Source organism: Streptomyces sp. Isolate_45, assembly GCF_024721315.2.
In the GTDB taxonomy this organism is placed as follows: Bacteria; Actinomycetota; Actinomycetes; order Streptomycetales; family Streptomycetaceae; genus Streptomyces.
Window position 1 is genome coordinate 29184 of the sequence record NZ_JANFAK020000016.1, and the last position, 26785, is coordinate 55968.

Annotated in this window: 27 protein-coding genes; 13 read left to right on the plus strand and 14 right to left on the minus strand. The window is 72.4% G+C overall.

Annotated elements, in window-relative coordinates; genetic code table 11:
• Positions 1-136 precede the first annotated feature (136 nt).
• Positions 137-601, minus strand: a complete 465-nt coding sequence (locus NOD94_RS08210) for a hypothetical protein (protein ID WP_281205086.1) — start codon at positions 599-601, stop codon at positions 137-139.
• A gap of 93 nt (positions 602-694) precedes the next feature.
• Positions 695-1555 (minus strand): TIGR03619 family F420-dependent LLM class oxidoreductase, encoded by an 861-nt coding sequence (locus tag NOD94_RS08215; protein ID WP_281205087.1) that lies wholly within the window; start codon positions 1553-1555, stop codon positions 695-697.
• A gap of 93 nt (positions 1556-1648) precedes the next feature.
• Here NOD94_RS08215 and NOD94_RS08220 point away from each other — a divergent pair, with 93 nt between their 5' ends.
• Together NOD94_RS08220 and NOD94_RS08225 are read left to right on the plus strand one after the other, a co-directional pair.
• Complete coding sequence (locus NOD94_RS08220; protein WP_281205088.1) at positions 1649-2395, plus strand: hotdog fold domain-containing protein; 747 nt, start codon at positions 1649-1651, stop codon at positions 2393-2395.
• A 73-nt stretch (positions 2396-2468) separates the two neighbouring features.
• A complete protein-coding gene (locus NOD94_RS08225) occupies positions 2469-3965 on the plus strand; it encodes a RodZ domain-containing protein (protein WP_281205089.1) in 1497 nt (498 codons plus the stop codon).
• 9 nt (positions 3966-3974) lie between these two features.
• Here the strand turns inward: NOD94_RS08225 and NOD94_RS08230 are convergent, their stop codons facing one another.
• The gene (locus tag NOD94_RS08230; RefSeq protein ID WP_281205141.1) at positions 3975-5087 is read right to left on the minus strand and encodes an ADP-ribosylglycohydrolase family protein; all 1113 of its coding nucleotides are present in this window, start codon (positions 5085-5087) and stop codon (positions 3975-3977) included.
• Between the two features lie 499 nt (positions 5088-5586).
• Between NOD94_RS08230 and NOD94_RS08235 the strand changes: the two genes are divergently transcribed.
• A complete protein-coding gene (locus NOD94_RS08235) occupies positions 5587-6672 on the plus strand; it encodes a tyrosine-protein phosphatase (protein WP_281205090.1) in 1086 nt (361 codons plus the stop codon).
• 77 nt (positions 6673-6749) lie between these two features.
• Here the strand turns inward: NOD94_RS08235 and NOD94_RS08240 are convergent, their stop codons facing one another.
• Together NOD94_RS08240 and NOD94_RS08245 are read right to left on the minus strand one after the other, a co-directional pair.
• Positions 6750-9341, minus strand: coding sequence for a bifunctional FO biosynthesis protein CofGH (locus NOD94_RS08240; RefSeq protein ID WP_281205091.1), 2592 nt, complete (start codon positions 9339-9341; stop codon positions 6750-6752).
• Positions 9342-9381: 40 nt separating this feature from the next.
• A complete protein-coding gene (locus NOD94_RS08245; RefSeq protein WP_281205092.1) occupies positions 9382-10164 on the minus strand; it encodes an SDR family oxidoreductase in 783 nt (260 codons plus the stop codon).
• Positions 10165-10559: 395 nt separating this feature from the next.
• On the opposite strand from NOD94_RS08245, the gene NOD94_RS08250 reads away from it, so the two are divergent.
• Complete coding sequence (locus tag NOD94_RS08250; RefSeq protein WP_281205093.1) at positions 10560-12317, plus strand: lytic transglycosylase domain-containing protein; 1758 nt, start codon at positions 10560-10562, stop codon at positions 12315-12317.
• 191 nt (positions 12318-12508) lie between these two features.
• Here the strand turns inward: NOD94_RS08250 and NOD94_RS08255 are convergent, their stop codons facing one another.
• Positions 12509-12712: a cold-shock protein gene (locus tag NOD94_RS08255; RefSeq protein ID WP_015610594.1), complete on the minus strand. Its 204-nt coding sequence runs from the start codon at positions 12710-12712 to the stop codon at positions 12509-12511.
• Between the two features lie 237 nt (positions 12713-12949).
• Here NOD94_RS08255 and NOD94_RS08260 point away from each other — a divergent pair, with 237 nt between their 5' ends.
• The 4 genes from NOD94_RS08260 (at position 12950) to NOD94_RS08275 (ending at position 17817) form a co-directional block, all read left to right on the plus strand.
• Positions 12950-13807 (plus strand): menaquinone biosynthesis protein, encoded by an 858-nt coding sequence (locus tag NOD94_RS08260; protein ID WP_281205094.1) that lies wholly within the window; start codon positions 12950-12952, stop codon positions 13805-13807.
• A 234-nt stretch (positions 13808-14041) separates the two neighbouring features.
• Positions 14042-15847 carry a serine/threonine-protein kinase gene (locus tag NOD94_RS08265; protein ID WP_281205142.1) on the plus strand — a complete coding sequence of 602 codons (1806 nt, stop codon included), beginning with the start codon at positions 14042-14044 and terminating at the stop codon, positions 15845-15847.
• 106 nt (positions 15848-15953) lie between these two features.
• On the plus strand, positions 15954-17153 hold the full coding sequence (gene mqnC, locus NOD94_RS08270) for a cyclic dehypoxanthinyl futalosine synthase (RefSeq protein WP_281205095.1): 1200 nt from the start codon (positions 15954-15956) through the stop codon (positions 17151-17153).
• A gap of 19 nt (positions 17154-17172) precedes the next feature.
• On the plus strand, positions 17173-17817 hold the full coding sequence (locus NOD94_RS08275) for a hypothetical protein (protein ID WP_281205096.1): 645 nt from the start codon (positions 17173-17175) through the stop codon (positions 17815-17817).
• Here the strand turns inward: NOD94_RS08275 and NOD94_RS08280 are convergent.
• Together NOD94_RS08280 and NOD94_RS08285 are read right to left on the minus strand one after the other, a co-directional pair.
• Entirely contained in the window at positions 17783-18127 is a 345-nt protein-coding gene (locus NOD94_RS08280) for a helix-turn-helix transcriptional regulator (RefSeq protein WP_281205097.1), read from the minus strand. The genes NOD94_RS08275 and NOD94_RS08280 overlap by 35 nt on opposite strands.
• 32 nt (positions 18128-18159) lie before the next feature.
• Positions 18160-19074, minus strand: coding sequence for a DUF3152 domain-containing protein (locus NOD94_RS08285; protein WP_281205098.1), 915 nt, complete (start codon positions 19072-19074; stop codon positions 18160-18162).
• Between the two features lie 220 nt (positions 19075-19294).
• On the opposite strand from NOD94_RS08285, the gene NOD94_RS08290 reads away from it, so the two are divergent.
• Both NOD94_RS08290 and NOD94_RS08295 read left to right on the plus strand, forming a co-directional pair.
• Positions 19295-19987, plus strand: a complete 693-nt coding sequence (locus NOD94_RS08290; protein ID WP_281205099.1) for a demethylmenaquinone methyltransferase — start codon at positions 19295-19297, stop codon at positions 19985-19987.
• A 6-nt stretch (positions 19988-19993) separates the two neighbouring features.
• Positions 19994-20923 (plus strand): glutaminase, encoded by a 930-nt coding sequence (locus NOD94_RS08295; protein ID WP_281205100.1) that lies wholly within the window; start codon positions 19994-19996, stop codon positions 20921-20923.
• A gap of 238 nt (positions 20924-21161) precedes the next feature.
• Here the strand turns inward: NOD94_RS08295 and NOD94_RS08300 are convergent, their stop codons facing one another.
• Positions 21162-21692, minus strand: a complete 531-nt coding sequence (locus NOD94_RS08300) for a GNAT family N-acetyltransferase (protein ID WP_281205101.1) — start codon at positions 21690-21692, stop codon at positions 21162-21164.
• A 98-nt stretch (positions 21693-21790) separates the two neighbouring features.
• Here NOD94_RS08300 and NOD94_RS08305 point away from each other — a divergent pair, with 98 nt between their 5' ends.
• Positions 21791-23074, plus strand: coding sequence for a geranylgeranyl reductase family protein (locus NOD94_RS08305; protein ID WP_281205102.1), 1284 nt, complete (start codon positions 21791-21793; stop codon positions 23072-23074).
• Between the two features lie 93 nt (positions 23075-23167).
• On the opposite strand, the gene NOD94_RS08310 is transcribed toward NOD94_RS08305, so the two are convergent.
• The 4 genes from NOD94_RS08310 to NOD94_RS08325 all read right to left on the minus strand — a co-directional run bounded on the left by NOD94_RS08310 (position 23168) and on the right by NOD94_RS08325 (position 25239).
• Positions 23168-23368, minus strand: coding sequence for a DUF397 domain-containing protein (locus NOD94_RS08310; protein ID WP_281205103.1), 201 nt, complete (start codon positions 23366-23368; stop codon positions 23168-23170).
• Between the two features lie 45 nt (positions 23369-23413).
• A complete protein-coding gene (locus NOD94_RS08315) occupies positions 23414-23863 on the minus strand; it encodes a hypothetical protein (RefSeq protein ID WP_281205104.1) in 450 nt (149 codons plus the stop codon).
• A 302-nt stretch (positions 23864-24165) separates the two neighbouring features.
• Positions 24166-24375 carry a DUF397 domain-containing protein gene (locus tag NOD94_RS08320; RefSeq protein ID WP_281205105.1) on the minus strand — a complete coding sequence of 70 codons (210 nt, stop codon included), beginning with the start codon at positions 24373-24375 and terminating at the stop codon, positions 24166-24168.
• 12 nt (positions 24376-24387) lie between these two features.
• A complete protein-coding gene (locus tag NOD94_RS08325; protein WP_281205107.1) occupies positions 24388-25239 on the minus strand; it encodes a helix-turn-helix transcriptional regulator in 852 nt (283 codons plus the stop codon).
• A gap of 256 nt (positions 25240-25495) precedes the next feature.
• Here NOD94_RS08325 and NOD94_RS08330 point away from each other — a divergent pair, with 256 nt between their 5' ends.
• On the plus strand, positions 25496-26008 hold the full coding sequence (locus NOD94_RS08330; RefSeq protein ID WP_281205108.1) for an ATP-binding protein: 513 nt from the start codon (positions 25496-25498) through the stop codon (positions 26006-26008).
• A complete protein-coding gene (locus NOD94_RS08335) occupies positions 26005-26295 on the plus strand; it encodes a hypothetical protein (protein ID WP_281205109.1) in 291 nt (96 codons plus the stop codon). The genes NOD94_RS08330 and NOD94_RS08335 overlap by 4 nt, the downstream gene beginning before the upstream one ends.
• Positions 26296-26329: 34 nt before the next feature.
• Here NOD94_RS08335 and NOD94_RS08340 read toward each other — a convergent pair whose 3' ends face one another.
• Positions 26330-26596, minus strand: a complete 267-nt coding sequence (locus NOD94_RS08340; RefSeq protein WP_281205110.1) for a hypothetical protein — start codon at positions 26594-26596, stop codon at positions 26330-26332.
• Between the last annotated feature and the right edge of the window lie 189 nt (positions 26597-26785).

A 26785-nucleotide genomic window follows, 5' to 3' on the forward strand; every position in this document is an offset into this window, starting at 1 on the left:
CCCACCCCCTGGTGGGGGGTGGGCCCCCGGCCTGTCCGCACGGCGTGGCGGGCGGGCCGTTACGCCCCCGGTCGGTGTGTCGTGGACCCGGTGTGTCGTGGACCCGGTGGGTCCTGCCCGGTGTGGGGCGGCGCGGTTACTTCGGGAGGGCGGGGAGGGAGGGGAGCTTGCCCGGCTCGCTCTTCTGGAAGGTGTCGGTGCCGGCGGCGCCCTCCCAGGTGACCTTCAGGGTGGTGGCGTCGACGGAGTCGACCTTGCCCTTCGCCCGCTGGGCGCCGGCCGGGCACTTCAGGTCGATGGTCTTGCCGTTGGTGGTGCCCTCGCAGGTGAGACCGGTGGCGGCCTCGACGACGAACGCGATCTGCCCCTTGACGGTCAGGATGACGCCCTTGCCCGGCGTGGCCATGGCGATCCAGCCGCCCTCCAGGCTGCCGCCCTTGGCGTCGCCGGCCGGCGCCGGGCTGCCGGGCGCGGGGGTCGACGAGGCGCCCCCGGCGGGCTTGTCGGCGGTCGGGGTGTTCTCGCTGCCGCAGCCGGTCAGGGTGAGGACGGCCACGGCGGCGGTGGTGGCGGCGATGGAGAGGCGCAGGTGGTTGAGCACGGGAAGTCCCCCAGGTAAGGCGAGTTGATCGGCGGAACGCGCCAAACTACCAGCCGTTCGGGTGACGGTCGGAACCCCGCGCCGGGCGGCGTGTCACAGGTACTGGGCGAAGTCGTCCAGGGTGCGGAGGATCTCCGCCTCGCGGGCCGAGGGGAGTTGGAGGACGACCTCCTCGATGCCCAGCTCGGCGTAGTGGCCCAGTTTGCCGGGGCTGGGCTGGACCGCGTACGGGACCACCTGGAGGGTCTTGGGGTCGCGGCCCGCCGCCTCCCAGGCCTGTCGCAGGACCGGTAGGGACTCGGTCAGGCCGCGGCCGCCGATGGGGAGCCAACCGTCCGAGTGGTCGACGATCGCCGAGAACAGCTTCGGTCCCGCGGACCCACCGATCAGGGTCCGCGGCCCGTACAGGGGCTGTCCGGCGGCCAGTTCGCGGGGAGCCTGTACCGGCTTGGGGTGGGCGGAGCTCGCCTGCACGGAGCCGTACGGGCCCTCGTGGGCGGTGGGTCGTGGAGCCCACAGGGCGCGCATCAGGGCCATGTTGTCGCGGACGCGTTCGCGGCGGGTGGGCCAGTCGACTCCGTGGTCGGCGGCCTCCTCGACGTTCCAGCCGTAGCCGATTCCGAGGGTGACGCGGCCGTTGCTGAGGTGGTCGAGGGTGGCGACCTGCTTGGCGAGACCGATGGGGTCGTGCTGGGCGACGAGGGTGATGCCGGTGCCGAGGTGGAGCCGTTCGGTGACCGCGGCGGCCTGGCCGAGGGCGACGAACGGGTCGAGGGTGCGCCCGTACTGCTCGGGCAGGTCGCCGCCCATGGGGGCGGGCGTGGCGCGGCTGACGGGGATGTGGGTGTGCTCGGGGAGGTACAGGCCGGAGAAGCCGCGCTCTTCGAGGGAACGGGCCAGCCGGGTGGGGGAGATGGTCAGGTCGGTGAGGAAGATGGTCGTGGCGATCCGCATGGGCGCGTGCACCTCCGAGACGTGGGAGGGACACGGTAAGGCCTTGCGGGCGAGGCCGGCAGGGTCACACGACGGCGTGGAGAGGTGGATGGCGTGAGGGGCACGGAGACGATCACGGTGCCGGAGGCGTTGCACGGCTACCCGGGGGTGGCCTTCGGCGGCTACGTGGCGGGGCTGCTGGCCGCGCGGATGGCGGCCCCGGCCGAGGGGGAGGCGGTACGGGTGGATTTCCGGCGGCCCGTCGCGACGCGGACGCCGGTCCGGCCGGAGCCGGGTCCCGAGGGGGTGTCCCTGCTGGACGGGGACGGGGGGCTGCTCGCCGCCGCCGTGACGGTCGCGGCACCGCTCGGGGAGCTGCCCGCGCCGCCCTCCTGGGCGGAGGCCGTGAAGGCCGCCGACACCTACCGGGCGGATCCGCCGGACGGGCAGGTCGACTGTTTCGGCTGCGGTCTCGGCCGGACCCCGGCGACGGGGCTGCGCCTGCACTGCGGGCGGGTGCCCGGCCGGGACCTCGTCGCCGCCGCCTGGACGCCCGGAGTCGAACTCGCCGGGCCGGACGGGGCGTTGCCGGCCGAGCTGGTGTGGGGAGCGCTGGACTGTCCCGGCAACGCGGCGGGCCGGTTGCTCGCGGGCGGCCCGGCCGGCGCCGTCACGGCCTCCCTGACGGCGCGGCTGCTGCGGCCCGTGCCCGTGCCCGTGGCGGGGGAGGGGCTGGTCTCGTACGCCTGGCTGCTCGGGGTGGAGGGGCGCAAGTGCGAGGTGGGTACCGCCCTGGTCGCGCCGGACGGTGAACCGTACGCGTACGCACGGGCGTTGTGGATCCGGCCACGGACCGCGTAGCGGCGGTGGAGCGGGGCGGGGCCGGGGCAGGCTCGGTCATACTGGCGGCGGTATCGCGGAGGGGGCGTGCGCAGTGGGGTACGGGACGACTGATCCGCCGGAGCGGATCGGCGCGTACGCCGTCGAGCGGGAGCTGGGCGCGGGCGGCATGGGGACGGTGTATCTGGCCCGGTCGCGGGGCGGCCGGGCCGTCGCGGTCAAGGTGGTGCGGCCGGAGCTGGCCTCCGATCCGCACTTTCGGGAGCGGTTCCGCGCGGAGGTCGAGGCGGCCCGCAAGGTCGGCGGTTTCCACACGGCCCCGGTCGTGGACGCCGATCCGGACGCGGACGTGCCCTGGCTGGCGACGGCGTACGTACCCGGGCCCACCCTGTCGGGGCTGTTGGCGGAGCAGGGTCCGATGGACGGGGCCCGGCTGAGGGCGCTGGGGGCCGCGCTGGCGGAGGCGTTGCAGGCCGTGCACGCCTGCGGGCTGGTCCACCGGGACCTTAAGCCGGGCAACATCATCATGGCCGGGGACGGGCCCCGGGTCCTCGACTTCGGCATTGCCCGGGCCGTTGAATCGACCCGGCTGACCTCCACGGGCACGGCGTTCGGCACGCCCGGCTTCCTGGCCCCCGAGCAGGCGCAGGGGCTGGAGGTGAGCGGCGCGGCCGACGTGTTCGCGCTGGGCGCCGTACTGGTCGCGGCGGCCGGGGGCAGTGCCTTCGGGGAGGGTACGCCGCTCGGGCTGATGTACCGGTCGGTGCACGAGCGGGCGGACGTGTCCGCGGTGCCGGAGGGGCTGCGGGCGGTGGTCACCGCCTGCCTCGCGAAGGACCCGGCGGGGCGGCCGACGCCGGAGGAGCTGTTGGACCTGTTCGCGCCGGGCCCGGGGTTGGTCCCGCGGACTCCTGACGGGCGGGCGTCCGGCCCGTCGGGTCCTACCCGGCGGGCCCGTGCCGCGTCGACTCCCGCCCCGACGGTTCCCCCCGAGCCGGTTCCCACGGCGTCGGCCCCCACCGAGCCGGTTCCCGCCCCGACGGTTCCCCCCGAGTCGGTTCCCACCGAGTCGGCCCCCGGCCCCGCGGCCACGCGGGTGGCCCCGGGGGAGTCGGAGCCGCCGGCGGAGAGGGAGGGTCCCTGGCGCTTTTCGCCCCTGGTCACGGTGCTCACGTTCGTCATCCTGGGGGCCGTGATCATCGTGCCGTTCGCCCTGGCCGCGTGGCGCGACGGCCGGGGTGACAAGGGAGGGGCGTCCCCGTCGCCGTCCCCCTCCGTGTCCGCCTCCCGGTCGCCGTCGGCCGGTGCGGACACCCCGGCCTCCGGCGCGACGTCCCAGGGGGTCGTGGTCCTGATCAGTACCCGTGAGTCGAGCTGGATCTCCGTGAAGGACCACGGCGGGCGCCTGCTCTTCGACGGGACCATGGGCGCGGGCGAGAGCCGGACCTTCACGGACGGCGATTCGATCGACCTCGTATTGGGTGACGCGGGAGCCGTCGACCTCGTCGTCAACGGCAAGGCGGTCCAGGACGATTTCCGGTCCGGTCAGGTGGAACGCCTCACCTACACGAGGGATGCCCCCCGCCCCTAGGACCTGTCGTCAGGCGCGCGGGTAGCGGGCCAGCCAGCCGGGGGCGGAGGCGGAGGGGCCGTGGAGGGCCGGGCCCTGGGTCATTTCGAGGGCGAAGTCGTCGGCGAGTTCCAGGATCGTGGCGCGGCCCTCCAGGTCGGCCAGCCAGGCGGGCGGCAGGGCCGTTTCGCCGTGGAGGGCGCCGAGCAGGGCTCCGCAGAGGGCGCCGGTGGCGGTGGAGTCGCCGCCGTGGTTGACCGCGAGGCGCAGCCCGTGCGGGACGTCCTCGGCGACGAGGGCGCAGTACACGGCGACGGCGAGGGCGTCCTCGGCGTCGCGGCCGTCGCCGGGGGAGAGGGATTCGACGGCCCTGGGGCTCGGTGCCTGGAGGGTGACGGCGGCGACGGCCCGTTGGAGGGCGTCGGTCACCGGCTGGTGGCCGGGGCGGGTGCCGAGCAGGCCGAGGGCGCGCCGGACGGCGGCGTCGAGGGTTTCGCCGCGGGTCAGGCCGTGGACGATGACGGCGAGGGAGCCGGCGGAGAGGTACGCGGTGGGGTGGCCGTGGCTCTGGGTGGCGCACTCGACGGCGAGTTGGAGGACGAGGGCGGGTTCCCAGCCGACGAGCAGGCCGAAGGGGGCCGAGCGGACGGTGGCGGCGGCGTCGCGTGCGGTGGGGTTCTTCGGCTGTTCCAGGGTGCCGAGGATGTCGTCGGCGAAGCCGGTCAGGCAGGCGCGGTCGGGGCCGCGGCGGGCGTAGAGCCATTCCTCGCCGGCGAGCCAGCCGTTGTCCTTGCGGCGTTCGTCGGGGCCCCAGTCGTGTTGGGTGGCGGCCCAGCGCAGGTAGGCGCGGTGGACGTCGGTCGGCGGGTGCCAGCCGCCGGTGTCGCGGCGTACGTGGGCCCGTATCAGGCCGTCGACGGTGAACAGGGTGAGCTGCGTGGAGGCGGTGACGGTGCCGCGGCGGCCGTGGGCGGGGGCGGGTTCGGTCAGGCCGGCCAGGCCGTGGGTCTCGCGGATGCCGCTCAGGGAGAGGCCGGCGACGGGTGCGCCGAGGGCGTCGCCGATCGCGGTGCCGAGGAGGGTGCCGCGTACCCGGCTGCGGAAGTCCTGTTGTTCGGTGCGGCCCCACAGGGCGGTGGCCACCCCGGCGGACGTGGCCGGACCCGGGCCCGCGGTGGCCGGCGGTGCGGTGCGGGTCGGCGGGGTGCCGGTCGGTGCGGGTGCGGTGGTCGGTGCGGTTCCCGTCGGTGCGTCGGGTGCGTCCGTTGCGGTCTTCGTCGCGATGTCGGTCGTCCCGGTCGTCCCGGTCGTCCCGGTCGTGCCGGTCGTGCCGGTACTTCCGATCGTGCCGGTCGTCGCGGATTCCGGCGCCGCCCCCGCGGGCGCCGGTGCCGCAGCTCTTGACATGGCTGTGTCCATTGCTGTTTCCCCCCAGGGTTCGGCGTGACTGTAGTGGACAGGTTCGGTCGATTCCGGAAGGAGTCCGTCAGCTCGCCCTTAAGTGACCGGAGAACGGCCGGAATGCGAACAGTTCCAGCCGCCATCCCATCATGTGGCACGTTTTGCCAGTCGCCTTCCCGGTGGCTGTTTCCGGCCACGCCTCGTTCACGCGGTGTTCTGCCGCGGCCCACAGCCTCGGGGCATGAAGAAGGCACTCCTCGCCGCGACCGTCGTCGCCTCCGCGCTCACCGCCTCCCTGGTCGTGATCCCCTCCGCCTCGGCCTCCGGCTGGGACCTCCCCCGGCACAACGGCCACCACGGCGCCCGTTCCGACATCCCCTTCACCGAGGCCACCGTCACGGCCTCCGGCGACGGCTCCTTCACGCTGAAGTGGAACGCCAAGGGCACCAAGCGCGTCGCGATCAGAGCGAACGGCAAGGTCGTCGCCAAGGGCGGCGCCCAGGGCCGGGCCGTGGTCAAGGGCCTGCCCGCCGCGGACCGTCAGTGGTTCGACTTCGAGCCGGAGCGCGGCGAGGGCCTGCGCCTCGCCGACCGTCTGATCGCGCTGGAGGGCACCGCCAACTTCCGTGACGCGGGCGGCTACCGCACCACCAACGGCCAGTGGGTCAGGATGGGCGAGATCTACCGATCCGACGCACTCAACAAGCTCACCGCGAACGACCTCGCCAAGCTGCAGCGACTGCGCGTGAAGACCATCTTCGACCTGCGCATGGAGGACGAGCGCACCAAGGACGCCGACAAGGTCCCGGCGGGCGCCAAGTACGTCGTCGCGGACGTCTTCGCCGGCTCCGGCTCCTTCCAGTCCCTGCCCAAGACCCCCGACGAGGCCGTCAAGGCCATGATCGACGCCGAGAAGAACATGGTCTCCGGCGAGGGCGGAAAGAAGGCCTACACCCGGGTCTTCCAGGGCATCCAGAACGACCGCGGCCGCTCCGTCCTCTTCCACTGCACCGCCGGCAAGGACCGTACGGGCTGGGCGAACGCCGCGCTGCTGACCGCCCTCGGCGTCCCCCGCGCCACCGTCGAGGCCGACTACCTGGCCAGCAACGACTACCGCAAGGCCGCCAACGACGCGATCCTCTCCCACCTGCCGCCCCAGCAGGCCGCCGTCTACAAGCCGCTCCTCGACGTCCGCCCCGAGTACCTGAACGCGGGCTACGACGAGGTCAAGGCCGAGTACGGCACCTTCGACCGCTACCTGAAGGACGGCCTCGGCGTCGACTCCCGCGAGCTCCGTGAACTCCGCGAGGACCTCCTCGTCGGCTGACCCGACCCGACCCGGCCCGGCGGGAGGTGAGCGGGAGCCCGGCCGGCCCGGCCGGGCTCCCGCGCGCGCAAGCCCGGTCAGTCCAGGACCGGGAGCAGCTCCGGCAGGTGGCCGTCCGAGGCGCGGGCCGCGTCCTGCCGCTCCTGCGGCACCTCGCCGTAGAGGGTCGTACGGGCCTTCGCCGGCCGGCCGGCCGCCTCCGCGACCGCGATCAGGTCCCGGACCGACTTGTACGAGCCGTAACCGGATCCGGCCATCCGGGAGATGGTCTCCTCCATCAGGGTCCCGCCCAGGTCGTTGGCTCCGGACCGGAGCATCTCGGCCGCGCCGTCCGCGCCCAGTTTCACCCAACTGGTCTGGATGTTGGTGATGTGCGGGTGGAGCAGCAGCCGGGCCATCGCGGTGACCGCCCGGTTGTCGCGGACCGTGGGGCCGGGCCGGGCGATGCCCGCCAGGTAGACGGGCGCGTTGGTGTGGATGAAGGGCAGTGTCACGAACTCGGTGAAGCCCTCCACGCCCTTGGCGAGGGCCGCCTGCTGGATCCGCGTCAGCGTCCGGAAGTGGCCGAGCCAGTGCCGGGGCTGGTCGACGTGGCCGTACATCATCGTGGAGGAGGAGCGGATGCCGAGCTCGTGCGCCGTGGAGATGACGTCGATCCAGTCGGCGGTCGGCAGCTTGCCCTTGGTGAGGACCCAACGGACCTCGTCGTCGAGGATCTCCGCCGCCGTGCCCGGGATGGAGTCCAGACCGGCCTCCTTGGCCGCCGTCAGCCAGTCCCGTACGGACATGCCCGTGCGGGTGGCGCCGTTCTCGACCTCCATCGGGGAGAAGGCGTGCACGTGCATGCCGGGGACGCGCTCCTTCACGGCCCGCGCGATGTCGAAGTAGGCGGTACCGGGCAGGTCCGGGTGGATGCCGCCCTGCATGCACACCTCGACCGCGCCCACGTCCCACGCCTGGGCGGCCCGGTCGGCGACCTGGTCCAGGGACAGGGTGTAGGCGTCGGCGTCCGTGCGGCGCTGCGCGAAGGCGCAGAAACGGCAGCCGGTGTAACAGACGTTGGTGAAGTTGATGTTCCGGGTGACGACGTACGTGACCTCCTCGCCCACCACCGACTTGCGCAGGTCGTCCGCGATCCGGCACAGGGCGTCCAGGGCGGGGCCGTCCGCGTGCAGCAGGGCCAGGGCCTGCGCGTCGGTCAGCGCGGTGGGGTCGTCGGCGGCCTGCGCGAGCGCGGCCCGTACGTCGGTGTCGATGCGCTCGGGCACCATGCCGGGGGCGGCGGCCTCGCGCAGCGCGTCCCAGTCGCCGTAGACGTGGTCGAAGTCCTCGCGGCGGTCGCCGGTGCGGCCCTCGGTGTCGATGGTGGTGTGCAGGTCGGTGCGGCCGTACGCGGCGAAGCCCTCGTCGGGCTCCTGCCAGGGGCGGCCCTCGACCGTCGCGGACTCGTTCGCCATGCCCGTCTCCGGGTCGGCCAGGGCGCGGACGTGCGGCAGCAGCCGGGGGTCCAGCCAGGGCTCGCCGCGTCGCAGGAACTCCGGGTAGATGGTGAGGCGTTCGCGCAGCTCGAAGCCGGCGGCCGCCGTGCGCGCGGCCAGCTCCTCGATGTGGGGCCAGGGCCGCTCCGGGTTCACGTGGTCGGGGGTCAGGGGGGACACCCCGCCCCAGTCGTCGATGCCCGCGCCGATGAGCAGCGCGTACTCGGCGTCGACCAGGTTCGGCGGGGCCTGGATGCGGGCGCCGGGGCCGAGGATGTGCCGGGCGACGGCGATGGCGGCGGCCAGCTCCTCCAGTTCCGCGTCGGGCATGCCGCGCATCGCGGTGTCCGGCTTGGCGCGGAAGTTCTGGACGATGACCTCCTGGAGGCCCTGGTAGCTGCGCTGGATCCGGCGCAGCTCGAAGAAGGCCTCGGCGCGCTCCTCGTATGTCTCCCCGATGCCGATGAGGACACCGGTGGTGAAGGGGACGTTGGAGCGGCCGGCGTCCTCCAGGACCCGCAGGCGTACGGCGGGGTCCTTGTCGGGGGAGCCGTGGTGCGGGCCGCCGGGCTCGGACCACAGGCGGCCGGCGGTGGTCTCCAGCATCATGCCCATCGACGGGGCGACGGGCTTGAGGCGCTGGAGTTCGGACCAGGTCATGACGCCGGGGTTGAGGTGGGGGAGCAGCCCCGTCTCCTCCAGGACCCGGATCGCCATGGCCCGTACGTAGGCGAGGGTGTCGTCGTAGCCGTGCGCGTCGAGCCATTCGCGGGCCTCGGGCCAGCGGTCCTCGGGTCGGTCGCCGAGGGTGAACAGGGCTTCCTTGCAGCCCATCGCCGCGCCTTCGCGGGCGATGGCGAGGACCTCGTCGGGCGACAGGTACATGCCGTGGCCGGCGCGGCGGAGCTTGCCGGGCACGGTGACGAAGGTGCAGTAGTGGCACTTGTCGCGGCAGAGGCGGGTGAGGGGGATGAAGACCTTGCGCGAGTACGTGATGACGCCGGGCCGGCCGGCGGCGGCGAGCCCGGCGTCCCGGACCCGTGCCGCGGAGGCGGCGAGGTCCTTGAGGGCCTCGCCGCGCGCCCGCAGGAGTACGGCTGCCTCGGTCGCGTCCAGCGCGACGCCGTCGCGGGCCCGCCGCAGCGCGCGCCGCATCGCGTTGTCGGTCGGAGCGTCACTCGGAGTGGTCATGGGGCGAGCATACGATCCGGTGGTAGATGCACGAAGGTCGTCATCGCATCAGTTCACCGGCGTTGACCAGCAGCGACTGGCCGGTTATCGCCCGTGCCCGGTCGGAGGCGAGGAACGCGGCGGCGTCGGCGACGTCCCCGTCGGTGGCGAGGTCGGGCAGGGCCATCCGTTCGGTGAGTCGGGCGTGGACCTCGGCCTCGGGAACCCCTTCGGTGTGGGCGGTGAACGTGACGAACGCCTGGACGGGCGGGCCCCACATCCACCCCGGCAGCACGGTGTTGACGCGGATCCGGTGCGGGCCGAGCTCGCGGGCCATCGAGTACATCGCGGAGGTCAGCGCGCCCTTGGACGCGGCGTAGGCGGCCTGCTGCACCTCGTTGGGGGCGGCGACGGCGGACTGGGTGCCGATGATGACGACGGAGCCGCCGTTCTCCTTCAGCGCGGGCAGGCAGGCCCGGGTCATCCGCAGGGTGCCCAGGAGGTTCACGTCGAGGATCTGTTGCCAGGTGCCGAAGTCGGCGTCCGTCAGGCCCCCGAAGTACGAGTCCCAGGCGGCGACGTGCACCACGGCGTCGACGCCCCCGAAGCGCTCCCGGGCCAGCGCGACGAGCGCCTCGCACTGCGTCTCGTCGGTGATGTCGGTGGGGAGGAGGGCCGTGTGCCGTCCGTTGGGGTCGATCTCGGCGGCGGACTTGGCCAGGTTCGCCTCGGTCCGCGCTCCGAGGACGGCGTTCCCGCCGTCGCGCACGACGGCGGCGGCCACTTGATGGCCGAGCCCGGCCCCGACGCCGGAGACGATGACGGTCTTCCCTCGCAGCAGCATGGCGCGCTCCCTGACGGCTCGATCTGACGGGCCGTCAGGGTGGGGCGCGGGGGCGCGGATGGGAAGGTGCGCCGAAGGGGTCGCCGGGGGTTCGGGAGCGCGGCGCGTACCGGCCGGCTCCGCGGCGCGGCAAGCGGGTCAAAGGGGCGCCGGCCGTAGCGGATCGGGGCATTGGGGCGTTACCGGCAGAGATGGTGCGCCGATCCTGACCCGCCGGGCGCTCCAGGGCCCCCCGCCCTGGACGTCCTGGGCCACAGGACGGTGAAGCCGAGACGAATGGTGCGTCATATCTCCCGGGGTGACGGCGAGTCGCGTCGGAATACCTGATAGACAGAAGAATCACGGCTCGACCGGCCGCAAACCAAAGCTGGCCGTCTTGGGGGGATCGCCGCACTGTGAAGCCGCTTCACCGTCATGTAGTCAACACCTCGCGCAAGGTCCTGTGCACGGCCGCCCTCGCGGCCAGCCTGACCACCGCCGCGGTCGTGACCAACCCGTCGACCGCAGGCGCGGGGGAGTCCGAACCGACGCCGGACAGCCCGCAGGCCACCGATCGTGGCGACGCGCGGCTCGACCTGCCGCCCGCCCTCGCCGACCCGACGCCGCCGCCCGGGGCGAACGCCCCCGAGGGAGCCGGCGGCATACCCGCGACCGCCCTCGACGCCTACCAGCGCGCCGCGGTGTCGGTGGGCGCCGCCCTGCCCAACTGCAAGCTGCCCTGGGAACTGCTCGCGGGCATCGGCCGCATCGAATCCGTGCACGCCTCCGGCTACGGGCTCCAGTCCGACGGGTCCACGGAGAAGCCGATCCGCGGCCCCCGGCTCGACGGCAACGGCTTCGCGTCGATCAGGGACACCGACAAGGGCGAGTGGGACGCGGACACCGAGTACGACCGCGCCTTCGGCCCGATGCAGTTCATCCCGTCCACCTGGAAGGACTGGAAGGCCGACGGCAACGCCGACGGCAAGCGCGACGCGAACAACATCTACGACGCGGCGCTGGGCGCGGGCCTCTACCTGTGCGCCGGCGACCGGGACCTGTCGGACCCGGCCAAGCTCGACAAGGCGATCCTCAGCTACAACAACTCCCGCGAGTACGTGAACAACGTCCTCGGCTACATGCGGCAGTACCAGAACGGCGCCGCCGGGGTCCCGAACCCGCCCGCCGGGAACTTCCCGACCCTGCCGACGACGGGCACGCTGCCCACCCCGCGGCCGTCGTTCCCGACGACGCCCGTCACGCCGACGACGCCCACGACCCCGACGACACCCACGACGCCGACGAAGCCCACCACTCCGACGACGCCGACGACGCCGACCACGCCGACCAAGCCCACCGAGCCGACCAAGCCGACCCCGGCCGCGCTCGCCAAGTTGGAGAAGGCGGGCGACGTAAAGCTGGAGGCCGAGACCGGAAGCGTCTTCGGCGAGGGCGCCCGCTTCAAGGCGCTGCTCGCCGACGGCAAGCCGGCCGTCGGCCAGGCCGTCGTCATCGCCGTCGAGGCGGACACCACCGGCGGCACCCGCTTCTCCCCGCTGAACGGGTCCAGCGTGGTGGTCCGTACGGACGACCAGGGCATCGCCACCGCCCCGAAGCTCAAGGCGGGCCCGAAGGCGGGCACCTTCACCCTGCGCGTGACGGCCTACGACTCCAAGACCCAGCTCACCCTGGCCCTGGACGGCAAGGTCACCGCCAAGCCGCTCGTGCTGACCCGCGTCGACGGCACGGCCCCGGTCCGGGTCGTGACCGGCACCGCGGTGAAGGGCGTGCAGTTCCTCGCCACCGTCGGGGACGAGCCCGTTGCCGGTACGCAGCTCACCGCGGCCCTGGTCGAGAAGGAAGCGGGCGCCTGGGTGCCCGTCGACCCGACGAAGGCGAAGGGTCCGTACTTCGCGGGCGAGGCCGGCAAGAAGCTGTTCGCGCTGGAGCTGCCGAAGACCGGCGCCGACGGCAAGACCGTCCTGCCGGAACTGCTCACCACGGACGTGGCCCCGGGCACCTACCACCTGCGCCTGATCACGCCCGAGAAGACGTTCCTGATCCTGGAGATCGTGGTCGCCGCCAAGGCGGAGACCACGCCCACGCCGGAGGTCCCGCCGGCGACGGGCACCAACCCCGCCCCGGTCACCTCCGGAACGGCCCCCAGGACCTGATCCGGGGCGCTGCCCGAACGTACAGAAGGCCGCCGGCCGGTCACCGTTCCCACGGTGACCGGCCGGCGGCCTTTCCCCTTTCCTCCGCCCGACAGGGGGAAAGGCAGGAGCCCCGCCACCTCCGCTCGCACGGAGGAGGCAGGGCTCCTTGGGTACTGCTTAATCCAACCGCGATCCGGTCGGCCAGGCGACTAGGCCGGGATAACGTTCTCCGCCTGCGGGCCCTTCGGACCCTGCGTGACGTCGAAGGTCACCTGCTGGTTCTCCTCCAGGGAGCGGAAGCCAGAGGCGTTGATCGCGGAGTAGTGGACGAAGACATCCGGGCCGCCGCCGTCCTGGGCGATGAAGCCGAAGCCCTTTTCAGCGTTGAACCACTTCACGGTTCCGGTAGCCATGAGCCCTCCTATGGGCCAAAGGGTCGCCCTGCTCCAGAACCTGCTAAGAAGTCTGAAAACTACAAAAGCCTGCGGGTCACATTCTCCGCAGGCCTCGTACTGCAAGGGAAACCAAACTGCAACTTGCGTCGAGCCTAGCACGCACCCTGCGGCGGAGACCAGAGGGAAAGATCACGTCACCCGGACGTTTGAGACCCGCGCGATCGCTGACGGAGAGCCGGGCGCTAGTCTCGCGATGTGGACGTCTACCGCAGCCGGCCCCGCGTCGGCCACATCCAGTTCCTGAACTGCCTGCCCCTCTACTGGGGACTGGCCCGAACCGGCACGCTGCTGGACCTGGAGCTGACCAAGGACACCCCCGAGAAACTCAGCGAGCGCCTCGTGCGGGGCGAGCTCGACATCGCGCCCATCACCCTCGTCGAGTACCTCCGCAACGCGGACGAGCTGGTCGCGTTCCCCGACCTCGCGGTCGGCTGCGACGGCCCCGTCATGTCCTGCGTGATCGTTTCCCAGGTCCCGCTGGAGCGGCTCGACGGCGCCCGGGTCGCTCTCGGATCGACCTCCCGAACCTCCGTCCGCCTCGCCCAACTGCTCCTCGCCGAGCAGTACGGAGTCCGGCCCGACTACTACTCCTGCCCCCCTGACCTGGGCGTGATGATGCAGGAGGCCGAAGCGGCCGTGCTGATCGGCGACGCCGCGCTGCGCGCTTCCCTGCACGACGCGCCCCGGCTGGGGCTGGCCGTCCACGACCTCGGGCAGATGTGGAAGGACTGGACCGGACTGCCGTTCGTCTTCGCCGTCTGGGCCGCCCGCAAGGACTACCTGGCCCGCGAGCCCGACGTCGTCTCCAAGGTCCACCGGGCCTTCCTCGCCTCCCGGGACGTCTCCCTGGCGGAGGTGGCCAAGGTCGCCAAGCAGGCCGCCCGCTGGGAGGCCTTCGACGCCGAGCTGCTGGAGCGTTACTTCACCACGCTCGACTTCCGTTTCGGCCCGGAACAACTGGCCGGCGTGCGCGAATTCGCGCGCCGTACGGGGCCCACGACCGGGTACTCCTCGGACGTCGCCGTGGAGCTCCTGAAGGTGGCCGCTCCGTAAGGTCGGGCGGGTTATCCCCGGGGCGGTTCCGCTTGCGGAAAGTGAATGCGCGGTTTCCCGGGAATTCGTTCCCCATTCGCCCTCGTGTACCGCAAACGGACGGGCGAAGCGGAATGCATGCATTTGCCGGGGGTTCGGGAGCGGCCTCGCCGGCGGCCCACCGCGGGTGAGGCCGAAGCCCTAAGGTGCTGTGGTGTTCAGGTGACATCACACAGCGCGGGGGACGGGGAAGCGATGCAGCCGCTCGAAGCCGGTGAACCGCGGACGATCGGGGCGTACCGGCTGCTCGGCCGGCTCGGTGCGGGCGGCATGGGCCGCGTCTACCTGGGGCGCAGCGCGGGCGGCCGGACCGTGGCGGTGAAGATCGTGCACCCGCACTTCGCCTCGGACGAGGAGTTCCGGGCCCGGTTCCGCCGTGAGGTGGAGGCCGCGCGCCGGGTCGGCGGGGAGTGGACGGCGCCGGTGCTGGACGCCGACCCGGAGGCGGCCGTGCCGTGGGTGGCGACGGGTTATGTGGCGGGCCCTTCCCTGGACCGGGCCGTGGCGGGGCACGGGCCGCTGCCGGGGTCCGCGGTGCGGGCCGTCGGCGCGGGGCTGGCGCGGGCCCTGGTCGCGGTGCACGCGCTGGGCCTCGTCCACCGGGACGTCAAGCCGTCGAACGTGATGCTGACCCTCGACGGGCCCCGGCTGATCGACTTCGGGATCGCGCGGGCCACGGACGGCACGGCCTCGCTGACCTCGACCGGGGTGTCCGTCGGCTCGCCGGGCTACATGTCGCCCGAGCAGATCCTCGGAAAGGGCATCACGGCGGCGGCGGACGTGTTCTCGCTGGGCGCGGTCCTGGCCTTCGCGGCGACCGGCCGGCCGCCTTTCAGCGGCGACAACTCGGCCACGCTCCTCTACAAGGTGGTGCACGAGCCGCCGGAGCTCGACGGGATCCCGGCCGGGGAGCTGCGCACGCTGATCGAGTCCTGCCTGGCCAAGGCGGCGTCCGAGCGGCCCGCGCCCGAGGACCTGGTGGTGGCCCTGGGCGGCGCGTTGGGCGCCCCGGGGTGGCTGCCGGCCCCGCTGGTGGAGGAGGCGAGCCGGGCGGCCGTCGCCCTGCTGGACCTGGACGCCGACCATGCCGGGGCCGCCGGGCCCGGGAACCCCGGGCAGGAGGCCGGTTCCGGGCCGGTGCCGTGGACGTCGGCCTCCTCCGGGCCGGCCGTCGGCTTCGGGGCGCCGGACCCCTCCTACGGCGGCGGGCTCCCCGGCCCCGGGGCCACGGGGGGTTCTCCGTACTCCGCCCAGGCGGGCCCGTACGGGTCCTTCGGCGCGGGCGGCACACCGCACGCCGCCCCGACGGGGACGGCGGGCGGCGGCGGGACCGGCGCCGGTGGTGGCGTGCCCGGACCGAGGGCGGCTTCCGACGGGCGCCGGGTCACGGTGACCGCGGCCGGGCGGCGCTTCAGCTGCACCGTCGTCGTCGCGGCGGCGGCCGTCCTGGCGGCGGTGTCCGGCGGGCTGTACGGGATGGGGCTGTTCCCGGGCGGCGGCGAGGGCCGGGACTCCGCGAGCAGCGGCCCCCGCCCCTCGGAGTCCGCGCCGGCGGACACGGCCCCGGGGGCGTCCTCGCCGGCCACCACGCCCTCGGCCGGTCCGTCCGGGGGCGGCTCGGCCGCGCCGAAGGGGACGCGGGGCGACGTCCCGAAGGAACTGATCGGGACCTGGAAGGGGACGGTCACGACCGCCCGCATGGGCGTCCCGAGCGAGTTCGAGATCACCATCAAGGGCGGCAAGGTCGGCGACGTCGTCGCCCGCGACAAGTCGGTCGTCGAACTCCTCGGCACCGACTGCGGCGGCGACTGGAAACTGACGTCGGCCACCGACCGTTCGCTCGTCCTGGACACCTCGGGCGGCCCGAACCCGGCCCCCGGCATCTGCTCCAACGGCTCCGCCGACGAACGGTTCGCCCTCAACGCGAACGGAACCCTGCACTACACGTCGGGCGACCGGGCCGCCGGGAACCCGGAGGGCGACCTCACGCGCGGCCCCTGACCGGCGGGTGCCGGTGTCGGCCCCGGCCCCTGAAAACCGCGCACCGGCCCTGGCGTACGCTGGATCGGTCCGGACCCTTGACACACCGCCGAAAGGTGACGCACCGGTGACCGACCAGGCCGCTCTCCAGTCTGTCCTCGACCGTGCCGCCGCAGGGGGCCGGATCACTCGGGAAGAGGCCCTCGACCTCTACCGGCACGCCCCGTTGCACGCGCTCGGCCAGGCCGCCGACGCCGCACGCCGGCTGCGCTACGCCGGTACGGAGCACATCGCGACGTACATCATCGAGCGCAACATCAACTACACCAACGTGTGCGTCACGGCGTGCAAGTTCTGCGCCTTCTACGCGGCGCCCAAGGACAAGAAGAAGGGCTGGTCCCGGGACCTCGACGACATCCTGCGCCGCTGCGCGGAGACCGTGGAGCTCGGCGGCACCCAGATCATGTTCCAGGGCGGCCACCACCCGGACTACGGCGTCGAGTACTACGAGCACCACTTCGGGGCCATCAAGAAGGAATTCCCGCAGCTGGTCATCCACTCCCTCGGCGCGTCCGAGGTCGAGCACATGGCCCGCATCTCGGGCGTCTCGGCGGAGGAGGCCATCCAGCGGATCCACGCCGCCGGCCTGGACTCCTTCGCGGGAGCCGGCGCGGAACTGTTGCCCGCCCGCCCCCGCAAGGCGATCGCCCCGCTGAAGGAGTCCGGCGAGCGCTGGCTGGAGATCATGGAGATCGCCCACCGGCTGGGCGTGGAGTCCACCTCCACGATGCTGATGGGCACCGGCGAGACCAACGCCGAGCGCATCGAGCACATCGCGATGATCCGGGACACGCAGGACCGCACGGGCGGCTTCCGCGCGTTCATCCCGTACACCTACCAGCCCGAGAACAACCACCTCAAGGGCCGCACCCAGGCGACGGTCTTCGAGTACCTGCGCATGATCGCCATCGCGCGGCTGTTCCTCGACAACGTCGCCCACATCCAGGGTTCCTGGCTCACCGTCGGCAAAGAGGCGGGCCAGCTCTCCCTGCACTACGGCGCCGACGACCTCGGCTCGATCATGCTGGAGGAGAACGTCGTCTCCTCGGCCGGTGCCAAGCACCGCTCGAACCGCCAGGAGATCATCGACCTGATCCGCAAGGCGGGCCGCACCCCGGCGCAGCGCGCGACGACGTACGAGCACCTCCTCGTGCACGACGACCCGGCGAACGACCCCGTCGACGACCGCGTCGCCTCGCACATCTCCTCGATCGCCATCGAGGGCGGCACCGCGCACCCCGAGCTGAAGCTCATCTCCTCGAACTGACGGCGGGGACCGACGCCCGATGCTGACGCTGCACACCGCCGAACTCCTCGTCACCGGTGCGGGGTCGACGCCGCTGGAGGGCGGCGCCGTCCTCGTCGACGGCGACCGGATCGTCCGCGCGGGCCCGTTCGCGGAGCTCGCCGCGGACGCTCCGCACGCCCGGGTGCGCCGCTGGCCCGGCGTGCTGACGCCGGGACTGCTGGCGCGCGGCGCGGACGAGTTGCTGGAGCGGACGTACTACCCGGACGACCCGTACGAGATCACCGAGCTCGGCGCGGATCCGATCACCGGACGGGACGCCCTCGACGCGCTGAGGATGACCGAGGCCCGCTGGGGCAACAGCGCCCGCCGCGGCACGCAGAAGCTGCTCGCGCGCGGAGTGGTGGCGGTCGCCGGGCGGTTCACCGTCGGATCGGTGCGCACCGCGGTGGTCCGCTCGGGTCTCGCCGTGCTGCCGCCCGTCCCCTACGAGGGGCGGCCGGCGCTGGATCCGTTCGCCGGGCGGGAGAGCGCCGAGGACGCCTTCCACGGGGTCCTGGCGGTCGGCGCCCCGGCCCGGTTCGCGGTGTTCGCCGTGCCGTCCCCGGAGGACCTCCAGGCACTCGGCGCGGGCACCTGCGTGGCCACCGTCATCGGGGGTCGTCTGCTGCACCGGCGTCGCTGAGCGGGGTGGGGTCGGCGGTCGGGACGTCGCCCGGCCGCGGGGGCTCCTGGAGCCGTCGGCCGTCGCGGGCGAGGGCGGCCAGCAGGCAGGCCTGGAGGCGGCTGACGCCGCCGAGCTTGGCCCGTATGTTGCCCACGTGGAACTTGACGGTGCTGACCGACAGTTGGAGTTCGGCGGCGAGTTCCGTGTTCGAGGCGCCCGTCGCCAGGAGCAGGAACACCGCCGACTCCTGGTCCGTCAGCCGCACCCGGGGCGGCCCGGCCCCGTACGACGGGAACCAGGCGGGGACGCTGAAGCTGACGACGCGCACGGTTCCCGCTCCTCACCCCGGACACTCCTGTGTCAGGGGACGCGCGGACCGGACAGGTAGGTTCCCGCGGCGTCGAACGGCCACGCGTTGGACGTACAGCCGAGCAGCCCCTTGATCTGCTGCATCATCGCGGGAGCCTGCTGCCCGACCCCGGGGCAGGTCTCGTGTTCCCGACCGAGTTCGTGGCCCACCTCGTGGTTCACGATCAGTGCCCGGTACTCCTCCACGGTCCCGCTGAACTGCGGGGAACCCTCCTGCCAGCGCTTGAGGTTGACCACGACGGTGTGCCCGGCCCGGCAGTTGGTCTCGCCGACCAGCTCGGGCGTGACGACCTCGCACAGCCGGTCGGTGGTCGACGGCGTGGCGATCTTCACGGTGAAGTCCACCGGCTGCCCGGGCCCGGCCAGCCGGAAACCGTACGCCGGGTCCCGGATCCAGCCGCGCCGGTCCCCGAGGACCGCCTCGACTGCGCGGGCGGCGGCGTTCGCGTCGATGCCGCTGCCCTGCTCGACCTCGACCCGCCAGCTCCGCGCGGGCCCCTGGCCCTGGGCCTGACCGGCCACGGTGGAGGCCGTGAACACCCCCGGGCCCGCGGTGGGCGCGGGCGGGCTCGTGGAGGCCGACGCCTTCGGGGAGGCCGGTGCGGAAGGGGGCGCGGTGCGGCCCTTGGACGGCTCCGCCGGGGCACGCCGGCTCTGCCGGGGCGCGGGTGAGGCGGTCGTGGGGGCGCCGGCGTCCGCCGGGGCGGTCGGGGCGGGCCCGGCTCCCCGTCCGTCGGCGACCGTGGCGACCTCCGGGTTGGCGGGGGCCATGGTGTACGCGGTCACGGTGAGCGCGATCAGCGCCGTCGCGCCCAGGATCGTACGGCGCAGCCGTCTGCGTCGTTCGGCCCGGCGCAGCGCGCGCGAACCACTTCGGGGACGACCGGTCGAGCGGCCTGCCGGCATGCGTGAGCCCTTTGCTAGGTGAGGGCACCCAGTGTGCCCCTGCCCTACCGGGCCGTCGGCGCCGTGGGAGCCCGCGCCCAGTCAACCCACCCGCACGCCGCACCACAACTGTCCTCGGGGCCAGTCCCGGGCCGGGTCGGGGGCGCGGGCCGGGGCGCGGCGGGCGGCCTGAGAGGATGGCTGCGTATCTGTCGATCCGCACAGCGAGGGGCCAACGCCAGTGACAAGGGCTTCCCTGGACAAGCAGCCGCACGAAGTCGCCTCCATGTTCGACGGTGTGGCGGCGAACTACGACCTCACCAACGACGTCATCTCCCTCGGCCTGGACCGGCTCTGGCGCAGGGAGGTCGCGAAGGCGGTCGCCGCCCGTCCCGGGCAGAAGGTCCTCGACCTGGCCGCCGGAACCGCCACGTCCTCGCTGCCCTTCGCCGCGACCGGTGCGTACGTCGTCCCCTGCGACTTCTCCCTCGGCATGCTCCGCGAGGGCAAGAAGAAGCACTCCTGGCTGCCGCTGACCGCGGGCGACGCGACGAAGCTGCCGTTCAAGGACGGCGTCTTCGACTCCGTGACGATCTCCTTCGGGCTGCGCAACGTCCAGGACACGGACGCCGCGCTGCGCGAGCTGTACCGGGTGACGAAGCCCGGCGGCCAGGTCGTGATCTGCGAGTTCTCGCATCCGACGTGGGCGCCGTTCCGCACCGTCTACATGGAGTACCTGATGCGCGCGCTGCCGCCGGTGGCCCGCGTCGTGTCCTCCAACCCGGACGCGTACGTGTACCTCGCCGAGTCGGTCCGCGAGTGGCCGGACCAGCCGGCGCTGGCCGCGCTGCTGCAGAAGGCAGGCTGGGGCAAGGTCGCCTGGCGCAACCTGACGGGCGGCGTCGTCACGCTGCACCGCGGCACCAAGGCGTAGCAGGCGGTGGTGGAGACCGGCCCCTTCGACTACGCGGCGCTGCTGGAGCAGGTCGCCGCGGACGTCGCCCCGCTCGTCGGCAGCGGCACCCCCGCCGAGTACATTCCGGCGCTCGCGACGGTGGAACCCCGCAGCTTCGGCATGGCGCTCGCCGACCTCGACGGCAACGTCTTCGGGGTCGGCGACTGGCGGACGCCGTTCTCCACCCAGTCGATCACCAAGGTGTTCTCGCTGGCCCTGGCGCTGGCCGAGGGCGGCGACACGTTGTGGGAGCGGGTGGGGCGCGAGCCGTCCGGCAACCCGTTCAACTCCCTCGTCCAACTGGAGTACGAGAGCGGCATCCCGCGCAACCCGTTCATCAACGCGGGCGCGCTCGTCGTCACCGACCGGCTGCAGAGCCTGACCGGCGACGCGAGCAGCGAACTGTTGGAGTTCCTGCGCCAGGAGAGCGGCAACCCGGGCCTGGGCTTCGACGCGGAGGTGGCGGCGTCCGAGCAGGCACACGGCGACCGGAACGCGGCCGTCGCCCACTTCATGGCCTCGTACGGGAACATCGACAACCCGGTACCGGCGCTGCTGGAGCACTACTTCTGGCAGTGCTCCATCGAGATGAGCTGCGCCGACCTAGCCCTCGCCGGCCGCTTCCTGGCCCGGCACGGGCTGCGCGCGGACGGCTCCCGGCTGCTGACGCGCAGCGAGGCGAAGCAGATCAACGCGGTGATGCTGACGTGCGGGACCTACGACGCGGCGGGCGAGTTCGCCTACCGGGTCGGGCTGCCGGGCAAGAGCGGCGTCGGAGGCGGCATCGTCGCGGTCGTCCCGGGCCTGTGCACCCTCGCGGTCTGGAGCCCGGGCCTCGACGCCCAGGGCAACTCGGTGGCGGGCGTGGCCGCCCTGGACCGCTTCACGACACTGACGGGCCTGTCCGTTTTTTGACCCGTCCCTCGCACGGAGCGGCGTGCCCCGGTGAAATCCAGCCCCGCCGGCGTTTGAGGCGCGGGGTACGGGGCGGAGCCCCGGAAGGGGATCGGGGGCGGAGCCCCCGGGCCCTCGGGTCCGGGCGGAGCCCGGGAAACGGAGAAAGGGCGGGTCGGGGAACGGTCCCGCGCAGCGGCACACCCGGACACCACCCGCCCCGGAACCCCTCACCGTCGGGACGGAAACGCCAACGCCCTCACCCGGCGTCGAACACCAACTCGTAGCGCCGCCCGTACCGCGTACCGCTCGGCAACAGGAACCGCTCCGCAAGCGTCATCCCCAACCGCTCCGCGACCGCGATCGACCGCGCGTTCGCATCGTCGATCATCGCGACCACCCGCGGCACCCCCGCCTCCCGCACCCGCTCCAGCGAGGCCAGCGCGGCCGCGTACGCGTACCCCCGCCCCCACGCGGAGCGCCCCAGCCGCCAGCCGATCTCGATCTCGCCGACCGGCCCCCACGCCTTCTCCGCCGGCCACGGCTGCGCCCCGGTGAAGCCGATGACCTCGCCGTCCGCGTCCAGCAGCGTCCACAGGCAGTGGCCGAGTTGGGCGTCGTGCATCCGCTGCCGTGCGGTGAATTCGACGTACGAGGACAGTTCGGCGGGGCCGCCGAGGAACTCCATCACGTCCGGGTCGTCGAAGACTCCGTGCCAGGCGTGGGCGTCCTCGTGGGTGGGTACGCGCAGGCGTACGTCGGGGAGGGGCCGGGTCGGCGAGGTGGTCATAGGGGGCAGCCCTTCGGATCGTGATCTCTCTCGCTGCTTAGACTGCACTTGTCCGGTGCCGCCTGGCACCCTATATCGAGCCTTCGGGAGACCCCGCAGTGACCGAGCCCCTCTCCGAACACTCCGCGGATGTGATCGTCGTCGGCGCCGGTCCGGCCGGCTCCACCACCGCCTACTACCTCGCCAAGGCCGGACTGGACGTCCTGCTGCTGGAGAAGACGGCGTTCCCGCGCGAGAAGGTCTGCGGTGACGGTCTGACCCCGCGTGCCACCAAGCAGCTGGTGTCGATGGGCATCGACATCTCGGAAGAGGCGGGCTGGCTCCGCAACAAGGGCCTGCGGATCATCGGCGGTGGGCAGCGGCTCCAGCTGGACTGGCCGGAACTCGCCTCCTACCCGGACTACGGCCTCGTCCGCAAGCGCGACGACTTCGACGAGACGCTGGCCCGTCAGGCGCAGAAGGCCGGCGCCCGGCTGTACGAGCGGTGCAACGTCGGCGAGCCCGTCCGTGACCCGCGCACCGGGCACATCACGGGCGTGCAGGCGAAGCTGGGCGAGGAGAAGACCCCGGTCACCTTCCACGCGCCGCTGGTCGTCGCCGCCGACGGCAACTCCTCGCGGCTGTCCCTCGCGATGGGTCTGCACCGGCGCGAGGACCGCCCGATGGGCGTGGCGGTCCGTACGTACTTCACCTCGCCGCGGCACGACGACGACTACCTGGAGTCCTGGCTGGAGCTGTGGGACCGGCGCGGCCCGCAGGACCGGCTGCTGCCCGGCTACGGCTGGATCTTCGGCATGGGCGACGGTACGTCCAACGTCGGCCTCGGCATCCTGAACTCCTCCTCCGCGTTCAAGGAGCTGGACTGGCGCGAGGTCCTCAAGGCGTGGTGCGCGTCCATGCCGGAGGACTGGGGCTACACCCCGGAGAACATGACGCAGCCGATCCGCGGCGCGGCGCTGCCCATGGCGTTCAACCGGCAGCCGCACTACACGAAGGGCCTGCTGCTGGTCGGTGACGCGGGCGGCCTCGTCAACCCGTTCAACGGCGAGGGCATCGCCTACGCGATGGAGTCCGGGCAGATCGCGGCCGACGTCATCGTGCAGGCCCACTCCCGTGCCACGACGGCGCTGCGCGAGCTGACGCTGCACAGCTACCCGAAGGTGCTGAAGGAGACGTACGGCGGCTACTACACGCTGGGCCGCGCCTTCGTGAAGCTGATCGGCAACCCGAAGGTGATGAAGCTGGCCACGCAGCGCGGCCTGACCCACCCCGTACTGATGAAGTTCACGCTGAAGATGCTGGCCAACCTGACCGACCCGACGGGCGGCGACGCGATGGACCGCATCATCAACGGCCTGAGCAAGGTCGCGCCGAAGGCCTGACGGCCCGTCCCGCGTCCCTGCGGTCCTGCGGCCCGACACATTTCGGGCCGCAGGACCGCGGGGACCGCCATCCGGGGCGGTGTGCCTGGACGGCTACCCGACGAGGTGGTCGAACTCGCCGGCCTTCACGCCCGCGATGAACGCCGCGAGCTTCTCGAGTGACGTCGTGATGATCTGAGCCGGGTCGTCACTCTCGCGGATCACGACGACTTCGGCCCGAGCGCCGACCTCGATGCAGTTCTCCCCGTTGCCCCCGGAGAAGCTCGACTTCTGCCACTTGATGCCCTCGACCATGCCTACGGACCCACCTTCTTGAGCGGTGCGGCGAACGAAGCGTTCCTACGAGCAAGCCTTGCCCATGCGCCGGGCGCAGGGGAACTCACAGTCGGTGGAACGTGCGGGGGCCAGTGCCATGTGTCTGACGGGTCTGAGCCGCCATTCGGCGCGCGTTCCGTCCCGCAGGGTGATCGTGAAGCCGGTCGTCCCGCCGCGGTACAGGGCGGCGACGGCTTGCAGCCGGCCGCCGGCGTCGACGTGTTGGAGTGCGCGGATTCTTTCGTCGCGCTTCATGGCGAAGACGTCCGAGTCGAGGATGTCGACGCGGACGGCCCGGACGGCGGCCAGGGGGCTCGCGACGACCTGTACGGGGGCTTGGACCTCGACCGGCCCGCCGTCGGGGTCGTAGCGGACGCGCTCGATCGCGATGCCGGGGTGGACCGTCGCGCCGTGGTCGAGGTGTTGGTGCGCACTGCTGAGTTCGTGAGTTGGTGCCGGGAGTTGAACGAGCACGGGTGCCCCTTCCTGCCGCTCCGTGGGCGGCCGCTCCCTCGCGATGCCGTGACGAGCGGCAAGGCGGGAGAGCGGCCAACTCCCCACAGAAGGCGTAGGACTGAGGGGAGTTCGCGCAGCGTGGGCCAGGGCGTCTCAAGTCGCCCGGCATTCGCGCCTCGCACATCGAAGTTAACGTGTGCGTCGGCAGCGCATCAACTGTTTGCCGTCTAACGAGTGATTCGGCATATGCCATTAGGTGAGGTGTCGAGGGAAAGCCCAGCGGCCCCCGCTGATGCGAGGGCCGCTGGGGATCGGTCCGGTCAGGCGCCGGTGCCGTACTTGTCGAACTGCCCGGCGCGAGCGCCGTCGAGGAACGCTTGCAGTTTCGCGCGAGTCGTTCGGATGACCACCGCAGGGTCGTCGCTCTCCCGCAGCAGAATCTCGTCGTCGCCCTCTCCTTCGGCGACCTCCAGGCAGTTGCTGCCTTCCGCGTCCGTGCTGTAAAGAGACTTCTCCCACTGAATGTCCATAGTCCTACGCCTTCATACTTGTTGTGCTCTTTTGTGAATAAAATCCCTTGACCGGTCCGGGTCGAGGGAGCGCTGCTCCGTCCGATCAAGGATCGCCCGGTAGTTGTCGAGGCGCGTCTCGGCGTCGAGGAACGCAGGTCCGTGTGCGGTGTCGGTCTGCACCGTGTCGAGCTGGGGGACGGGCCCTGACGCGTACAGGGTCGACGACCCCGCATTGGGGAAACCGCCTGCCTCGAACGGGATGACTCGCACCCTCACGTTCTCCCGCTCCGACTCCTCCAGCAACCGATCGAGCTGCGCCCTGGCCACTTTCGCGCCGCCGAACTCCAGCCGCAGCGCGGCCTCGTGGATCAGGAACGTGCACATCGGCGCGTTGGGACTGTCGAGTACGTCTCGACGCTTCAAGCGGTACGAGAGCTGCCGGCGAAGGTTGGTGGGGCTGAGTGTGGGCACTGCCTGCTCGAATACGGCGCGGGCGTACTCCTCGGTCTGGAGCAGGCCGGGCATGTGCATGATCTGTACGGCGCGCAGTGCGTGGGAACGGGCCTCCAGTTCGGCCAGATCCAGGGCGCCGGGCGACAGGACGCCCGCGTAGTCGTCCCACCACCCTTGACCGCGTTCCTCGGCCATGTCCGCGAGGGCGTCGATGTACGCGGTGTCGGAACAGCCGTAGTGACCGGCCCACGTCCTGACCCGCTCGCCGCTGACGCCGGATCGGCCGGATTCGATGTTGGAGATCGCCGTTCGGTCGGAACCTACGAGCTGCACGGCGTGCGCGGGTGTCAGTCCGGCATGTTCCCGCATCTTGCGCAGCTCTGCACCGAGCCGCTGCTGCCGCGCGGTTGGGGCTTTGCGGTTGGGCATCAGCATCCTTCTCCCGTGTTGGGTTCCAGTGTCGCCCGTCGATTTCGACTGGTCCATGTTGTAGCAACCATGAGTAGAAACGGCATCAAGTGTGATGCGGACGCGTTACGGTTCTCCACAACGTCGCGTCTTCGGCAGTCGAACGCGAAGTGCAGCCGCTCGCCCCTGCTTTGGCGTGCCGTCAATCGGGGAGCGGCCATCGCCACGCGTTCCGGTCGACGCAGCGTTCAACCGCGTTGGGAGACAGGGAGTGATCATGAGTGACGTCCAGGCACGTTCGAGCGCCTTATCGCCGGACCGGCCGCCGGTGCAGGCCGGGCGGTACAAGTTCAGTGGGCCCAACGAGGCGCGGACGGTGGGGCTCGCGCGGGAGTGGGTGGCCGGTCTGCTGGAGACGCTCGGGCGGCGCCGGCTGGCCGAGGCGGCGCGGCTGTGCACCTCGGAGGCCGTGACGAACGCGCACATTCACACGCGTTCCGCCGTACTCGCGGTCGAGGTCGTGGTGACCGACGGGCGGGTGTTCGTGTTCGTGCGGGACGACGCCGTCGACACGGCGCTGCCGCTGCCCGGCGAACTGCGCCATGCCCCGGCCGGCCAGGAGAGCGGGCGGGGGCTCCACTTGATCGCCGCCTTCGCCGAGCGGTGGGACGTGATGCCGGGGCGCGGGCGCGACAAGGTCGTCTGGTTCAGCCTCGCCGAGGGGGCAGCCGAAATGGCACGCGAAGGAGCACGCGGAGGGGCAGTCGAAGGGCCGGAGGGGCTGGGATGAGCCTCGCAGCCGCAGCCGATGGCACCTCCTGGGGCATGCACGCCCTGTCGTTGGGGCTCGCGGTGCTCGCGTTGATCGCGATCCGGATGTCGATGCCCTCCCCGCTGCGCGCGAGGACGTCCCCGTCGGCATACACCTGCTACTGCTCCGGCGTGGCCGTACGGGTGGCCTTCCGGGCCGAGCCGGAACCGGCCGAGTACCGCCGTTGGCAGGCGTGGCTCGAACAGCCGCCCCGCGTGCCCGGGGTGACGGCGGGGGAGGGGCGTCCCGTGCCGGAAGCCGACTGAGGCCTTCGTGTCGACCGACGGACGGCGCCGAGGCTCAGTGGGTCCCGGATCCGGGGCCGTTCGTCGGCTCGGCGGCGCAATGCACGGCCCGTATGCCCCGGGCCAGCAGGAAGAGGCCGGACACCAGCAGGGCCGTCGACGCGGTCCATTCGAGTCCGAGGGCGAACGGATGACCGGGCTTCTGCCAGGGGCGGGCGGTGGTCAGGAGCCAGCCGCCGACCGCGAGGAGGGCGAGGCCCAGCGCCGCCGCCCGGGCCCCTGCGTCATCGGTGCCGGGTCGGCCGTCGAGCGGTTCGCTCACGGCGCCACCTCCACTACGTCTTTTCGGCCGGACCGGCCACGACCATCTTCGCAGGACCCCGGCCGGTTCGACGCGGGCCGCCGCCTGGCGGGATGGAGCCCGGCCGACAACCCGGCCAACAGCCCGACGATCGCTGCCGCGGCCGACGGTGGCCGGGTGGATCACCGGCGCCCAGTCACCGGCGCCCAG